This is a genomic window from Vibrio sp. NC2 (assembly GCF_025195005.1).
In the GTDB taxonomy this organism is placed as follows: domain Bacteria; phylum Pseudomonadota; class Gammaproteobacteria; order Enterobacterales; family Vibrionaceae; genus Vibrio; species Vibrio splendidus.
On the sequence record NZ_JANVFC010000001.1, the window covers coordinates 749,137 to 765,437 of the forward strand.

General features: G+C 43.4%; 9 protein-coding genes. All 9 read right to left on the reverse strand.

Annotated features, from left to right (window positions below; all coding sequences use genetic code 11):
- Positions 1 to 9: 9 nt before the first annotated feature.
- The 9 genes from NX845_RS03610 to NX845_RS03650 all read right to left on the reverse strand — a co-directional run bounded on the left by NX845_RS03610 (position 10) and on the right by NX845_RS03650 (position 16,061).
- Positions 10 to 1,926 carry an ABC transporter ATP-binding protein gene (locus NX845_RS03610; RefSeq protein WP_017082212.1) on the reverse strand — a complete coding sequence of 639 codons (1,917 nt, stop codon included), beginning with the start codon at positions 1,924 to 1,926 and terminating at the stop codon, positions 10 to 12.
- On the reverse strand, positions 1,904 to 2,164 hold the full coding sequence (locus NX845_RS03615) for a glutaredoxin family protein (protein ID WP_017077217.1): 261 nt from the start codon (positions 2,162 to 2,164) through the stop codon (positions 1,904 to 1,906). Before NX845_RS03615 ends, NX845_RS03610 begins: the two co-directional genes overlap by 23 nt.
- A 25-nt stretch (positions 2,165 to 2,189) precedes the next feature.
- Positions 2,190 to 4,310 carry a bifunctional 23S rRNA (guanine(2069)-N(7))-methyltransferase RlmK/23S rRNA (guanine(2445)-N(2))-methyltransferase RlmL gene (gene rlmKL / locus NX845_RS03620; RefSeq protein WP_065682442.1) on the reverse strand — a complete coding sequence of 707 codons (2,121 nt, stop codon included), beginning with the start codon at positions 4,308 to 4,310 and terminating at the stop codon, positions 2,190 to 2,192.
- A gap of 580 nt (positions 4,311 to 4,890) precedes the next feature.
- Positions 4,891 to 5,439, reverse strand: coding sequence for a cell division protein ZapC (locus NX845_RS03625; RefSeq protein ID WP_004733648.1), 549 nt, complete (start codon positions 5,437 to 5,439; stop codon positions 4,891 to 4,893).
- A gap of 205 nt (positions 5,440 to 5,644) precedes the next feature.
- Positions 5,645 to 6,655 (reverse strand): quinone-dependent dihydroorotate dehydrogenase, encoded by a 1,011-nt coding sequence (gene pyrD / locus NX845_RS03630; RefSeq protein WP_260256535.1) that lies wholly within the window; start codon positions 6,653 to 6,655, stop codon positions 5,645 to 5,647.
- Positions 6,656 to 7,026: 371 nt separating this feature from the next.
- A complete protein-coding gene (locus NX845_RS03635; protein ID WP_260256536.1) occupies positions 7,027 to 11,868 on the reverse strand; it encodes an NAD-glutamate dehydrogenase in 4,842 nt (1,613 codons plus the stop codon).
- A gap of 228 nt (positions 11,869 to 12,096) precedes the next feature.
- Positions 12,097 to 12,315 carry a DUF2835 domain-containing protein gene (locus tag NX845_RS03640; protein WP_004733645.1) on the reverse strand — a complete coding sequence of 73 codons (219 nt, stop codon included), beginning with the start codon at positions 12,313 to 12,315 and terminating at the stop codon, positions 12,097 to 12,099.
- 237 nt (positions 12,316 to 12,552) lie between these two features.
- Positions 12,553 to 15,159 carry an aminopeptidase N gene (gene pepN / locus NX845_RS03645; RefSeq protein ID WP_260256537.1) on the reverse strand — a complete coding sequence of 869 codons (2,607 nt, stop codon included), beginning with the start codon at positions 15,157 to 15,159 and terminating at the stop codon, positions 12,553 to 12,555.
- Positions 15,160 to 15,377: 218 nt separating this feature from the next.
- Positions 15,378 to 16,061 carry a hypothetical protein gene (locus tag NX845_RS03650; RefSeq protein ID WP_004733643.1) on the reverse strand — a complete coding sequence of 228 codons (684 nt, stop codon included), beginning with the start codon at positions 16,059 to 16,061 and terminating at the stop codon, positions 15,378 to 15,380.
- Positions 16,062 to 16,301: the final 240 nt, after the last annotated feature.

The following is a 16,301-nucleotide window of genomic DNA, read 5'->3' on the forward strand; positions in this document are numbered from 1 at the left end:
TATTACTTCTTAACTTTCCTGTTGTAGTGCCTCGAGCTCTTCCCAGCGCTCAAAAGCAACTTCAAGCTCCTGCTCTGCTGCAGATAGCTTATCTAATACTGGTTGTGTCTGCTCTACAGATTTTGAAAAGAAGCTTGGATCGTTGACTTCTTCCTGAAGAGTTTCAATTTGAGTTTCCAATTCTTCTAAACGCATTGGTAGCGCTTCTAGTTCTCGTTGTAGCTTATACGATAACTTCTTAGGTTTAGCTTTAACTGGAGCAGTTTTGGGAGTTTCCTCAACAACTTTTTCAGTCTTTGCTGGCTTTTCAACCTGACGATACTCAAGTGCTTGTGCTCTTTGCTTCTGAGCATCATGGTAACCACCAACAAACTCTTCAACTACACCGTTACCTTCAAATATCCAACTCGTCATTACCGTATTATCAACGAACTGACGATCGTGGCTCACGAGAAGCAACGTACCCTCATAGTTGGCAAGCAAATCTTCTAAAAGTTCCAATGTTTCGATATCTAAATCATTGGTAGGCTCATCGAGAATCAACAAGTTATTCGATTTAAGGAAAATACGAGCCAATAACAATCGGTTTTTCTCGCCACCAGATAGTGCTTTAACAGGGGTACGAGCACGTTTAGGAGAGAACAAGAAATCTTGTAAGTAGCTCAGTGCATGACGCTCACGTCCGCCTACTGTTACTTCTTGCTTACCGTCAGCCAGGTTATCAATCACCGACTTCTCAGGGTCTAGAATTTCACGGTATTGGTCGAAGTAAGCCACTTCCAGCTTAGTACCACAATGCAAACGACCTGAATCAGGTTTAAGTTGATCAAGAAGCAGTTTAAGCACCGTACTCTTACCACAGCCATTTGGCCCGATAAGTGCGATGCGATCACCGCGCATGATGTTGAAGCTAAAGTCTGTAACGATCTCTTTGCCTTCAAATGCAAAGTTAAGGTTCTCTGCTTCAAATACGATTTTACCTGAACGTGCAGACGTATCGATTTGGATATTCGCTTTACCTTGTACTTCACGACGATCTTGACGCTCTTCACGAAGCTTTTTAAGAGCACGAACACGGCCTTCATTACGCGTACGACGCGCTTTGATGCCTTGACGAATCCAAACTTCTTCTTGCGCTAGCTTTTTGTCAAATTCTGCGTTTTGCATCTCTTCAACACGTAGCGCTTCTTCTTTCTCTAACAAGTAGTTGTCGTAATCACCAGGGAAAGAACTTAGCTTGCCACGGTCAAGATCAACAATGCGTGTCGCCATTGATTTGATGAAAGCACGGTCATGCGAGATAAAGATGATTGAACCACGGAAATCTTTTAAGAAAGCTTCTAACCATTCGATCGTAGCTACGTCCAAGTGGTTGGTAGGCTCATCAAGCAGTAATACGTCAGGGTCACATACAAGCGCACGTGCAAGTGCTGCTTTACGTTGCCAACCACCTGACAGTTCCGTCAGTTTAGTATTTGCTGTGAGTTTAAGTGCAGCAAGAACATTACTTACGCGATCTTCAAAACGCCAAGCATTTGCATGATCCAATTTTTCTTGAACGCGAGTAAGGCGATTTAAATTCTTTTCGCTAGGATCTTCTGCAATCACATCAAGTAAGTTGTGGTATTCCTTAAGCAGCTCACCTACCTCAGCCAAACCACCCGAGACGTATTCGTAAACAGAACCTTGCTCATTACGCGGTGGATCTTGCTCTAGACGAGATACAACCACATCTTGTGTGATCTGCATCTTGCCGTCGTCCATGATGATGTTACCAGACAAGATCTTCATCAACGTTGATTTACCTGCACCATTACGGCCAACCAAACACACACGTTCGTTTTCTTGCAGTGCGAAATCCGCACCATCTAATAATGGGTGATCACCAAACGCTAATTGCCCATTATGAATTGTAAGTAATGCCATTCTTCTTTAACCAATCGTTAAGTTCTAACAAGCCAAAAGGCCAGTTAAGCTCTGAGTGTTTAGACAAGTCAGAGCTTTCAAATTTGAGTACCGGAATAGTGACCCCGTAACGGGAGAAGAGCTCATCATCCAATGCGATATCCACCACATTGATCTGATGACTTATATTCAGCTGTTCCGTGAGTTTGAATGCCATCTCACATAGATGGCACCCTTCTGTACTGTAGAGAGTCAGCACTATATATCCTTATACAATCTCTTAATTACTTATGAGTAATCAACCAGCAGTTATGAATGTGCTTGTTGCGAGAGAAATCCAGAGGCAACGTCTTAGACGAGATATTCTGAGCTTTAAGACCCAGTTCTTCCAGCCCTTCCATATCCATCTTGAAATGACGCTTGTTGTTAGAGAACACAATCGTGCCTTCTTCTCTTAGAAGACGCTTTAAATCTTCCATTAACTGGATGTGGTCACGTTGAACATCAAAAGATTGGTCCATACGCTTAGAGTTCGAGAACGTTGGCGGATCAATAAAGATCAAGTCGTAAGATCCTTGCTCTTTCGCCAACCATTGTAAGCAGTCAGCTTGAACAAATTGATGTTGACGACCAACACGGCCGTTCAGCTCCATGTTCTCTTTTGCCCACTCAAGATACGTGTTCGACATATCTACAGTCGTTGTAGAGCGAGCGCCACCGACTGCAGCATGAACAGAAGCACTGCCTGTGTAAGCAAACAGGTTCAAGAAGTCTTTACCACTAGCCATCTCACCAATACGACGGCGAGTAATCTTATGATCTAAGAACAAGCCTGTATCTAAGTAGTCATGAAGGTTAACAATCAGCTTAACGCCGTATTCGTTTACTTCTAGGTTAGAAGAGTCTTGAGCCATCTTCTGGTATTGAGAACGGCCTTTCTGCTTCTGACGAACCTTAAGCACGACGTTGTTTGCTTCAACGCCTGTCACTTGAATAGACGCACGGATGATATCGGTTAAGCGACGCTTAGCTTTGTCTTCCGGCACATCTTTAGGTGCTGCGTATTCTTGAATCACAAGGTGACCCGGATATACGTCAATCGCAACATTGTATTCTGGTAAGTCAGCATCGTAGATACGGTAGCAGTCTAATTGCTCTTTCTTAGCCCACTTACCGATTTTGCCGATGTTCTTTTTAAGACGGTTCGCGAAATCAGGAGCAATCAGCTGCTCTTGCTCGCCAGTAGGACGCTCAGACATAGGACGGTCTGAAATTGAGTAGTTCTTCTGGTGACACGGTAACGCACCGTTATTCAGTTTGAACTGTTTGTCTGCACGCATACGCAAGCAGCTAAGTAATTCATCAGAACTTGAGAAGATAGACGCGTTGCAACCGCCAAACTCAGCCTTCAGTTGAGCACCAAATGCTGTGTAGAGTGCAATCAAGCCAGGCTCTGTACCTAAACGCTCACCATAAGGCGGGTTTGACACAATCACACCATCATTGAACTCTGCAGGGCGTTTAAGCTTTGCTGCGTCACCTACTTCGAATTCAATCAACTCTTCAACGCCAGCACGACGTGCATTGTCACGCGCCGTTTTGATCATGCGTTCGTCGTTGTCATAACCGAAGAGCTTACATTCTACTTTCTTAACGCCACGACGGCCTTGAACGTTCGCTTCTGCTTTCACTTCAGCCCAAAGCTCTGGTTCGAAATCTTCTAGTGATTCAAAACACCATTTCTGACGTTTCACACCAGGTGCCATGTTTGCAGCCATCATCGCCGCTTCAATCACTAACGTGCCTGAACCACACATAGGGTCAAGGAAAGGTTTCGTTGCATCCCAACCACTACGAAGAAGAATCGCTGCAGCAAGAGTTTCACGCAGTGGTGCGCGACCTGATTCTGGACGGTAGCCACGTTGATGAAGGCCACTGCCTACCATATCCACACCAAGAATCGCTTTGTCGCGATGTAGACGAACGTGAATACGAATATCTGGATTTTCTTTGCTAATAGATGGGCGCGGTAAAGACTTCTTCTCAAAGCAATCTACAACGGCATCTTTTACTTTCATCGCACCGTATTGGCTATTACGGATTTCGTTGTTCGTACCATTGAAATCAACAACGAAACGCTTAGTGCTATGGAATTGATTTACCCAGTTAACCGCTGTGGTTGATAGGTAAAGATCCATGTCGTCCATACAAGTGAATTCGGAAAGGACACGTACAAATCGAGAAGCCAAACGGCTCCACAAACAACAACGATAAATTTGCTCATTGGTGGCTTTGAATTTAACACCTGCTTGAACAGGTTTTGCGTTTGTAATCCCTAGTTGGGTTAGTTCTTCAACTAATAAATTCTCAAGGCCATTTGAGGTAACCGCTAGATATTGATTCATAGTGTTCTTTTATTGATAAAAATGAGCTCGATTATACCTGAATTTGTTACCAGAGCATCACACTAAACTCGTCTTTTCATTGAATCTTTCGACTAACTGCTTAGCAAATGCTCAGTCATGAAGCGATCGCTTACTCGCACGCCCTTACAACACAACAACTCTCAATCTCACAGAAATAACACTCATCGATAGGCCTAAACCATTAAGTGCATTTATATTCACCCTTAAATTGGTATACACCAGATTGAAATTTAGGTTGAAATTTAGCAACAAAAGACCCCAAACAGGGAATAAACAGAGGAAACCCGCTATCGATAATGAGAGAACTGGTCGAAATTGAGGTTAAAAAAGATACGTTTTTTGCAAATTAAATAAGTGAACAACGTCATTCAAATGAATGAACTACGTCGTATTTATTGAGATAGGCTTTTTTAGGCACAAAAAAATCGGCTATTAAGCCGATTATGGGGAAGGTATTACAGGTTTATTCGTAGCGATGGTTGGTCGAAATAATGCTCTAGTGATGCTCTAGTGATGCTCTAGTGATGCTCTAGTGATGCTCTAGATTAGAGGTTAGAGATTAACCCACCATAGCAATATGCGTTTGATGAAGGATGGCATTTGCATCAGTCATTCTATCGTGCATGACTTTAATCGAGTCTCCAAAGCGTAAACCTTTTGAAGGCGTTAAGAGGAACTCTTCTAAGTCTACAAATGCACATAAGCTCGCACACTCACCTACTTCTAATACGATGAAGTAACCAAGACTATGCTCGTTATTCATTTGTACAATATCCCCTTCTTGAGGATATTCATGACCAGCGCCTTGTGAGTCGAAGAACCAGCTTTTAGGCTGTACAGGCTTATGGAAACGCTTTGCAGCCACACAATAAAGTGCAAGCTCGGCTTGGCGTGGCTCAGACAGTTCTAAGCCAGAAATTTGTTCTTTGAAGGTTTGGTAGGAAGATGCATCATCAACAGTGAATTCATTATCTTTAAAAGCGCAGTCCACCAGCTTATTGCGGACCAGATTCGTTTTAAAAATCATATCCTCTCCGAGGTTTAGCATCAATGAACATTGCTGCTCATCGTAATACCAACTCCATGTATCGCTAGGTTTAAGCATCATTTCGTCTCACACTGTTGAACCATTCCATTAGGTAAAACGCAAAATTACCTTCAATTACAGTAATTTTACTGTGCGATAGGCAAAAAAAAAGAGGAAATGAATTCCTCTTTCTTATTGCTTTTCTCTACAACTCAGTGAGTTACAGTGTCTCTTTTATTAAGACGATGCCGGATTGTAGTCTTTGGACTAAGATCGTTTTTACGAACTATAGATTTTTGACGATATCGCCTACAAGACCTGGACCTTTGTAGATGAAACCAGAGTAAACTTGTACAAGCTTCGCGCCCGCCATCATTTTCTCTTTTGCAGCAACGTAAGAGTCAACGCCACCTACCCCGATGATCGGTAGTTGGTCACCCAGCTCTTGGTGAAGTTTGCGAACAACTTCAGTACTGCGAGATTGAACTGGACGCCCGCTTAGGCCACCCGCTTCATCGCAATGCTTCATGCCTTCAACGATACTGCGATCCAATGTCGTGTTGGTTGCGATCACACCGTCGATCTTATTTTTGATCAATGATTCACAAATCTGGCTGATTTCGTCATCACTTAGATCCGGAGCGATCTTAAGAGCAAGCGGGACATATTTGCCATGCTTCGCTTCTAATTCAGATTGCTTGGTTTTTAGCTCAGACAACAGATCATCAAGTGCTTCACCGTATTGTAGCGAACGAAGTCCTGGAGTATTTGGTGAAGAGATATTTACCGCAATGTAACCCGCGTATTGGTAAACCTTCTCCATACAGATAATGTAATCTTCTGCGCCCTTTTCAATTGGCGTGTCTTTGTTCTTACCAATATTGATACCTAAGATGCCGTCATAGTTAGACTTCTTAACATTCTCAATTAGGTTATCTACGCCTAGGTTGTTAAAGCCCATGCGATTGATAATACCTTCGGCTTCAACAAGACGGAACAGACGTGGTTTGTCATTACCTGCTTGTGGACGAGGAGTAACAGTCCCTACTTCTACAAAACCAAAACCCATTGCGCTAAATGCATCAATACATTCGCCGTTTTTGTCTAGGCCGGCAGCAAGGCCAACTGGATTTTTAAAAGTAAGACCCATGCACTCTACAGGTCGGTGAGGTAATTGTTGGCGATACAAAAGATCAATAGGTGTGCCGGTGAAGCGTTTGAAATTTTGGATTGCAAGATCATGAGCCTTTTCGGCATCAAGTTGGAAAAAGCCAGTTCTGGCTAGACGGTAAAGCATTGTGCCTCCGATAGAAAAAAGCGCCGTGTAAACGGGGCGATATTATTTACTTATTTACCCAACTATTCAATCTATTACTGTCTGTAAGGGTAAGATAATCGAGTTTGCTAACGAAAGAGGTTTATTATTAAGCAAACGTTACCGTATCCTCCAGTGAATGGCCCATTTGACTATCATTCATATAACGAGCATAGATTAACTCGACCAGGGATAAGCTAACTTGACCAAGCATAAGTGACTCAACGATATGATTGGACACGTCATTCACTATTCAGCCAAATGACACTTTTCTGTCAAATAACATTGTTCGGCCAAACGAAAAAGGCAGACCTAATGGCCTGCCCTTGTTTATTTTCGTTTTTATCTAATCGCTAGTCTGTTGACATGCAGTTTAGATTCAATAGCATCAATTCACGTAGTGCTACTGAGAACTTAGCAAACTCATGAACCGAACCCACTTTGAATTCGTTCAAGATGCTTTCCCAACGATGTAGAGAAACCGAGTTGCTTTCCATCCAATCATCAAGCGCTTTAATCACATCGATGTCTGAAGCACAACCGCAGTTAAGCACTTGACCAGTTAGCTGACGTTGCTGCCAATCCAGATCTTCTCTGAATGCTGCACGTGCCAGCGCTTGCCAGTTGTTGTCTACTGCTTGGCCATTGATTTGTTTCAAGAACCAGTGCAGAGACAAACGGTCACCAAGATTGAAGTAAAGCTTAGACGCCTGTTGTACTGTTTTACCCGTCTCACGAGCCACTGTGGATATATCCAGTGCTGAGTACAAGCTAGACAAACGCGCGACTGAATTAGCCAACTCAGCGTTTACACCTTGGTCAATCCATAGCTGTGCCATTGCGTTATGCTCTTCTACTTCAGAAGCCACTAGGTTTTCATCCAGTTTCTCTGTGATAGTAAGAACATCACCTTGGTAAAGTTCAATCAGTGCTTTCACCGACTGTTTACCGGTACGGTTTCTTAACAACCAACGAGCCAAGCGACGAAGTGTACGGCGAACATGGTAGATCAATTCATATTGAGCTTCAGAACTTGAAACATTGTCCAGTTCACGAATGCTCTTCAGAACATGGCCAAGACCGTAGATTTCACGTGATGCCGCGTAAGCATTGGCAATATCAACGATATTTGCGCCCGTCTCTTCTTGCAGACGAGTGACGAAGTTACAACCCATCTCGTTAACCATTTGGTTAGCCAATGCCGTCGCAATGATTTCAGAACGTAGTGGATGATTATCCATGTGCTGAGAGTAGTTACGACGTAACGCTGTTGGGAAGTATTGCATAAGCTGTTGAGCATGGAATTCATCATTAGCGATATCATCACTAACAAGATCTTCTTTAAGCACCATTTTTCCGTAAGCGACAAGTACAGAAAGCTCTGGTCTTGTTAGGCCTTGGCCCTGCTTTTCACGCTCAAGCAGTGTTTCGTCATCTGGGATGTATTCCAAACCACGATCCAAGTACCCTGCTTTCTCCATAGTGTGAATAAAGCGGATTTGCTCTTTTACTAAGCCAACACCTTGATGTTCAGTAACCGAAATAGATTCAGCTTGGCAATATGCGTCGTCTAGTACGATTTCGCCAACTTCATCTTCCATTGATTCAAGTACTTGGTTACGTTGCTTAACGGTTAGATCACCATTAGATACCAAGCCATTCAGGAAGATCTTAATGTTTACTTCGTTATCCGAACAGTCAACACCACCAACGTTATCAACGAAGTCAGTATTAACGCGGCCACTCGTTAGCGCGTATTCGATACGACCCAGTTGAGTCATACCCAAGTTACCACCTTCACCAACAACCTTAGCTTTCAGGTCACGGCCATCAATACGAAGCACGTCATTTGCACGGTCACCAACATCTGTATGAGTCTCGTTTGAAGACTTAACGTATGTACCGATACCGCCATTCCAAAGAAGATCAACCTGCATAGACAAGATCGATTTGATCAAGTCATTCGGTGCCATTGAAGCTTTCTTGGTGCCCAGCATTTTCTGAATTTCAGGCGTCAAAGGGATAGACTTCGCTCGACGAGAGAAGATGCCACCACCTTGAGAGATAAGGTCTTTGTTGTAATCTTCCCAGCTTGAGCGAGGTAGATTAAACAAGCGCTCACGCTCTACCCAGCTTGCTGCTGATTCTGGATTCGGATCGATGAAGATATGCATGTGGTTAAACGCAGCTTGCATACGAATATGCTTAGATAACAGCATGCCGTTACCAAACACATCGCCCGCCATATCACCTACACCGATAGCGGTGAAGTCCGTTGTTTGACAGTTGATGCCCATTTCACGGAAGTGACGTTTAACAGATTCCCAACCACCTTTCGCGGTGATACCCATTGCTTTATGGTCGTAACCGTTAGAACCACCAGAGGCGAACGCATCGCCTAACCAGAAATTGTATTCATCAGATACTGAGTTTGCTAGATCTGAGAACGTTGCAGTTCCTTTATCTGCAGCAACAACCAAGTACGGATCATCTTCATCGTGACGAACAACACTCTTAGGTGGGATAACCTCGCCTTCAATGATGTTGTCTGATACGTCTAGTAGCGCACGGATGAAGCGCTTGTAACAACGTTGACCTTCAGCGAAGATCTCATCACGGCCAGACATCATGTGCTGACGCTTACAAACGAAACCACCTTTTGCACCAACCGGTACAATTACTGTGTTCTTAACTTGTTGTGCTTTAACTAGGCCTAGAATCTCAGTACGGAAATCCTCTTGACGGTCTGACCAACGTAAACCACCACGAGCGACTTTACCGCCACGTAGATGCACACCTTCAATGTCTGGTGCGTAAACGAAGATCTCAAAAGCAGGAACCGGCGCTGGAATATCTGGAATCTCGCTTGGTCTCATTTTCAGAGCCAACCAAGGTTTAGACTGTTTGTTGTCGTCTAACTGATAGTAGTTAGTACGAAGCGTTGCTGTGATCATTTCCATGTAGCGACGAATGATACGATCATCATCCAAGCTTTCTACATGATCCAACTGCTCAGTGATCTTCTTGATAAGATCTTGTTGGCCTTTCGCGCTGCCCTTCAATTTAGGATCAAAACGCTTGCCGAATAAGCTCACTAACCCTTTCGCTAGATCTGGGTAATGAGACAATGTGTCTTCAATGTATTGTTGACTAAATGGGAAACCAACTTGGCGCATGTAACGCGCATACGCACGTAAGATTGAGATTTCACGGCCAGAAAGACCTGCACCCAATACCAAGCGGTTGAAACCATCGCTGTCTAACTCACCCGCCCAAATCGCAGCAAAGGCTTGTTGGAATAGATCGCGAGCTTCACGAAGATCAATCGTCTTGTCACTCTTGTGTAGCATCGAGAAATCAAGGATCCAATAAGTCACCCCATTGGTTTTGCGCACTTCATAAGGTGATTCACCAATAACGCGCAGACCAAAGTTTTCAAGCATTGGCATAACATCAGACAAGTGAATCGGCTCATCACTGTGGTAGAACAATTTCAAACGAACAGCTTTAGAGTCTGCCGCCTCTTCTTGAGGTCGGTAGAAAAGCATGCCCAGTTTGTTGTCTTCACTTAGTGCTTCTAGACGCTCGATATCCGCAACAGCAGAACCAGGCATCATGTCTTCTTTGTACGAACGTGGGAATGCACGCATGTACTCTTTCGATAACGGAAGACCTTTGCTCTCACCGAAGTTAGCAACGATTGATTCAGACAGGCGGTCATCCCACGTAGACGATACTTCCATTAAATTTTGCTCAATTGTTTTCACGTCCACATCCATGTTGTTGTTATCAACACGAACAATATAGTGCGTTCTTGCCAGTGGGCTTTCAGAGAAGTATGTCGTGAATTCGACTTCTTCTTCGCAACCGAAGTATTGCTTCAAGATGCGCTGGGTTTGACGACGAAGCTCGGTGTTGTAACGATCTTTTGTTACGTAAACCATACAGCTGAAGAAACGGCCAAACGGGTCTTTTCGAACGAACAAACGCAGAAGATCGCGATCTTGCATTTGCACTACGCCCGTACCCACTTCAAGTAGCTCTTCTTCTCGAGCTTGAAGCAGTTCATCACGCGGGTAGTTTTCAAGAATATTGTGCAGTGCTTTATAAGAGTATGAACCCTTACGGTAACCACTTGCATCTAAGATACGCTCAACTTTCTCGCGAACTAGAGGAATGGTTTCAACGGTCTGGTTATAAACGGCAGAAGTGTAAAGACCGGTAAAGCGGTGCTCACCAATGACCTTGCCGTTTTTATCAAACTTCTTGATACCGATGTAATCATTGTAAGCTGGGCGGTGAATGCGTGAAGCCGTGTTGCCCTTGGTTACGATCAATACATACGGTTTTTTCGCTTCTAAGCGTGCCGAGTCAGAAAACTCAGACAGCTTAACGTTGCGTACGCGATCTGAATTTGCGAACAAACCAAGGCCTTGCTCCTTGGTAGGTTGTAGTTCCGTGTCGCCATTTACAGAAACAAGGTCATATTCCTTGTAGCCCATAAACGTAAAGTTGTGCTCGCCTAACCAACGAAGGAACGCCAGAGTTTCATCAAAACGCTGGCTATCAACTGGGATCGTCTCTTTTTGCTGTTCAACTTGATTGGTGACTTCTTCAAGTCTTTCTACCATTTGTAGCCAGTCATTAACCACAAGGCCAGTATCGGTAAAGATATCCAACAGCTCGGTTTTAAGCGCTGTCATTTCAGCTTTGCTACTAAGACGGTCAACCTCAATATGGAAAAGCGACTGGAATGCACCTTCATTGTTGCTGACACCAACAACACTTCCCTTATCAGAACGTGAGATTTGTGTTGGGTTGTGAAGCATAAGGTGAGAAGAGAGGTCGAGGCGAGTTAATGCCATTTTTACAGAATCAACGAGGAATGGGCTATCTGGTACCACTATCTCAACGATAGTGTGAGTCGATTGCCAGCCTTGGCGACTTACTGTCGGGTTAAAAACACGGACAGAGATTTCGTCGGCTTTCTTTTCATTGATGTGATGCCATAAGCTAACTACAGCACCGTATAAATCGGATTCGTTTCTCTGAGTCAGGTCGTCGTGAGAAACGTTACTAAACAAGTGTTGAGCAAGTTGAGTTACGAGAGGTCGATGAGCAAGGTCAAGTTTGTCTTGAATCAGTTTGTACACTTTTTCAAGTAAAACTGGAACCACAGTTTCACGTGCGGTCATAGTCACACTCCACAATTAGAATTATATTTTATTATTAGGGGGCTTACTTAAGCTGGTGTTTGAATTGAGCCGTTGAGCTCTTTTCTACTAACGAGTTAAGCAAAGGTAATGCATTCATTTATTGTAAAAGCATTATTGAGAAATAGTTAATTGTTTTGGAGGTGGTAAGAGGTGAAATGTTTGATTATGTGATTAAGATTCCTTTTAACTCACTAGGCACGCCAAGGTTTACAGAGCTTCCAACTTAATAAACTTATTTTTTTGGTCAGTTGTCAGTCTAAACTGCCCTCTAACCCCTATTTGTGTAAGAAAAGGTCTGAACCGAGTTGCAGGTAACTGTAGGCGTAATCCAGTGGTCGTTATCACTTGGACTTTACTTGCCGCACCAGAATAGCTGGCCAAAAACTGCTGATATGAGATGTTAAGTTGGAAAATATAGCGATTCATACAATACCTGTGTAAATATACAGCACCAGTGTTTTTTGGCACTTAACGATGTCTGACTGTACAACTGAGCTTGAAAACTTGTCTAGCTTATCGAAAATTCGATGACCCAGAAACAAAAAAATCAGTGGCAGATATTCTCTACCACTGATGACTTTTTGTTATTAGTAAACCGTTTGTTAGCAAGCCGCTTATTAGCAAACCGCTTATTAACAAACAGTTACGTGAATGAGCGCGAGCTTAAGCCTCTAGTGCTTTCGTCACTTTCTCAAACAAGTCTTTTGCTAGGTTACCCATGTTCTTTAACGTCTCAAGTTCTTTTCTGATCAGAGCTTGGCGGGCATCGTCGTACTTACGGAACTTAAGCAGCGGGTCAATCAAGCGCGAAGCCACTTGCGGGTTGCTGCTGTTCAGCTCACGTAGGATCTCGCCAGCAAACGCATAACCTTGACCTGACTTGTCATGGAATTGAACCGGGTTCATGTTTAAGAACGAACCAACCAAGTTACGAGTGCGGTTCGGGTTTTTCAAACTAAACGCTTGGTGTGACATAGACGCCTTGATCACTTCAAGTGCGTTTGAACTTGGGTTCGTTCCTTGAAGAGCAAACCACTTGTCCATGACAAGACCATCGTGTTTCCACTTGTCGCTGTAATCCGCCATTAAAGTTTCACGACATGGAAGTTGAGCACTGTTCGCCGCGCCCATTGCTGCCATTGTATCTGTCATGTTATTTGCTTGCTGGTACATAGCGACAACCAAGTCATTACCCTTTTCAGTATGAGCCAAGTAACTTAGACAAACTTTACGCAGAGTTCGCTTACCAATTGAATCATGGTCAATCGTGTATTCTGTTAGTACGTGACTGTGGTAAACCGCAGCAAGTTCATCTTCGAGCTCTTTCGCTAGCGTCACTTTCATCGCTTTCAATACAGATGCAACCGCATCGATATCGACACGCTCATACCAACCAGACACTTCATTATGACTTGGTAGAGAAAGCATCTCTGCAATAAACGCTGGCTCTAAAGAATCACTAAGCAGTACGCCACGGAATGCATCAACAACAGAAGCTGAAAGTTCAAACTCTTGACCTTGTTGAACCTTCTCAACGTTACTGCGGATGTACTTAGCCAATAGCATTTGACCCGCATCCCAACGAGAGAACTCATTGCGAGCATTCACCATCAGGAAGATCAGCTCTTCATCTGAATAATCGTATTCCAATTTCACTGGCGCAGAGAATTCACGAAGTAGCGATGGGATCGGTTGATCTGAAACGTTTTCAAACACAAACGTTTGTTCCGCTTCTTTCACATCTAATACATTGTGAACTGGCTGACCGTTACATTGTAACTCAATCACATCACCCGACGCTGTGTATAGCTCGATATCTAGTGGAATATGCAGAGCCTGCTTTTCGGTTTGCTCATGAGTTGGCGCTGTTACTTGGCGAGTCGTTAACGTGTACTCTTTTTTCCCTGCATCGTAGTGGCTTTCAACAGAAAGCGTCGGCGTACCAGACTGGCTGTACCATAAACGGAACTGAGACAGATCAACACCCGATGCATCTTCCATTGCCGCTACGAAGTCTTCACATGTTGCCGCCGTGCCATCGTGACGTTCAAAGTACAGCTTCATGCCTTTTTGGAAACCTTCCTCACCCAACAATGTGTGGATCATTCGGATCACTTCACTACCCTTTTCGTATACTGTCAACGTGTAGAAGTTGTTCATTTCTATCACTTTTTCAGGACGAATTGGGTGAGACATTGGGCTCGCATCTTCAGCGAATTGTGGCCCACGAATAATACGAACATTGTTGATACGGTTTACTGCGCGAGAGCCAAGATCAGAAGAGAATTCTTGGTCACGGAATACCGTTAAACCTTCTTTCAAGCTCAACTGGAACCAATCACGACAAGTGACTCGGTTACCTGTCCAGTTATGGAAATATTCGTGACCGATTACTGCTTCAATACCTAGGTAGTCGGTATCTGTCGCGGTTTGGTCATTAGCTAAAACGAATTTAGAGTTGAATACGTTCAGGCCTTTGTTTTCCATCGCGCCCATGTTGAAGAAATCAACGGCAACAATCATGTAGATGTCTAAGTCATACTCAAGATTGAAACGCTCTTCGTCCCACTTCATTGAGTTAATCAAAGAAACCATCGCGTGGTTTGCGCGGTCGAGGTTGCCTTTGTCGACAAAGATTTCTAGATCAACATTACGACCAGATTGAGTAGTATAAGCATCACGAAGTACGTCGAAGTCACCCGCAACTAAAGCAAACAGGTACGCAGGTTTTGGATGTGGGTCTTGCCATTTCACCCAGTGACGACCATTTTCAGCTTCGCCTTCGTCTACACGGTTACCATTACTTAATAAGAATGGGTTTTCGGCTTTGTCTGCGATGACCGTTGTCGTGAATTTCGCCAACACATCTGGGCGATCCATATAATAAGTAATACGACGGAAACCTTCAGCTTCACATTGAGTACAGAATGCACCACCTGATTTGTACAGGCCTTCAAGTGCACTGTTTCCTTCAGGGTCGACTTCAGTCACGATCGTTAGCGTAAATTCTTTCGGAAGGTCATTCAAAGTAAGTAGAGTTTCAGACTGCTCATATTGCGTCCACTCCGTACCTTCTACCAAAACAGACACCAACTTCAAGCCTTCACCATCAAGTACTAATGTCGAGCTTTCTTTCTCCTGCTTAACACTAGAAACAGCGGTAATGATGGATGCTGAATCGTACAAATCGAAAGTAAGATCGATTTCAGAAATAGTGTGAGATGGTGATTGATAATCTTTACGATACTTGGCTTGAGGTGTATGTGCCATGACGGGTTCCTTTTGATCGTTATACGTAATTATTTTTTAACTGTATATATCTAAAGGTTGAGCGCCAATAAAACAAGGGGAATATTGAAAAAAGGAGGCATTGTAGGAAAATGCCTCCATGTTTTGCTATTTTATCAATCAAATCAGACAGGAACGGCTAAGAAATGAACTGTGAACCATATTATCAACGAGCCCGACTTTACGGCGAGATATAGTGCTTAACGAATGCGATTAAGCACCGCAAACATGTCTCCTTCTTCACCTTGAAGCGTCAACACATCACTGTTCAATGTGTAACGAGTACCGTGTTCGCCATTTTCATACAGCAATACTAATTGGTCGCCTTCGGTGTAATACACTCCGCGACGAATGACTTCTCCCCCTTCTTCATCGGACACTCGGAACATGAAGATAAAGTCAGGCTGAAGCACTAAATCCATTTTTTGAATGTTACTGGCACGCAAATCGCTTCCGGACAGTTCGGCACTTGACCATATTCCTGCCAGGGCGTTGGGCAAGGCTTTGGTGAACATAACACCGTTAAGATTCAACATATTGTGATTACTGCTGTAAGCGTAAACCTGAGGCTCAGAAGTATTTAATCCCAAAATAATCGTGTCTTCATTAGCGTTATACAAACCTTCCCAATGGTCGACACTGTAGTCTTTCTTCTGAATATCAATAGAGAAAGAGTAGTTTGAGTCGAGAGTCAGCTTAATTGCTCTAAAATTTTCAGTGCCTTGTTCAGGATCTGGGTTCATCAAATACCAATCACCAAGCAACAGAGGAAGGTCAAAATGAGATAGGTTGCTATCACTTTTTGATTGTTGATCGCTCGAAGCGACCTCACTTCCAAAAGCAACAAAACTTAAACAAGATAAAAATAGTAGAATCCATTTCATACGCGCCCCCTCGTTTTCTTTAAGCTTAGGCACGTAATGAATAGAAAGCGAAAAAATATGATCCAAGTCACTAAATTTTAAGTGCAAAGTAACTTAAATGTCATTATTCGACGCAAAATAGAGCTAAATAACCCTGAGTATTGAGTGTTCTTTGCGACAATCTCAACGATTACAATCAGGTATTCCTTTCAAATCATAGACACAAAAAAAGCGAGCCGAGGCTCGCTTTTTAAATTGTGC

Bases quoted from the DNA above. Each gene is read 5' to 3' on its own strand.
- NX845_RS03610 (WP_017082212.1), bottom strand. From the start codon at position 1,926: ATGGCATTACTTACAATTCATAATGGGCAATTAGCGTTTGGTGATCAC.
- rlmKL (WP_065682442.1), bottom strand. From the start codon at position 4,310: ATGAATCAATATCTAGCGGTTACCTCAAATGGCCTTGAGAATTTATTA.
- NX845_RS03625 (WP_004733648.1), bottom strand. From the start codon at position 5,439: ATGATGCTTAAACCTAGCGATACATGGAGTTGGTATTACGATGAGCAG.
- pyrD (WP_260256535.1), bottom strand. From the start codon at position 6,655: ATGCTTTACCGTCTAGCCAGAACTGGCTTTTTCCAACTTGATGCCGAA.
- NX845_RS03635 (WP_260256536.1), bottom strand. From the start codon at position 11,868: ATGACCGCACGTGAAACTGTGGTTCCAGTTTTACTTGAAAAAGTGTAC.
- NX845_RS03640 (WP_004733645.1), bottom strand. From the start codon at position 12,315: ATGAATCGCTATATTTTCCAACTTAACATCTCATATCAGCAGTTTTTG.
- pepN (WP_260256537.1), bottom strand. From the start codon at position 15,159: ATGGCACATACACCTCAAGCCAAGTATCGTAAAGATTATCAATCACCA.
- NX845_RS03650 (WP_004733643.1), bottom strand. From the start codon at position 16,061: ATGAAATGGATTCTACTATTTTTATCTTGTTTAAGTTTTGTTGCTTTT.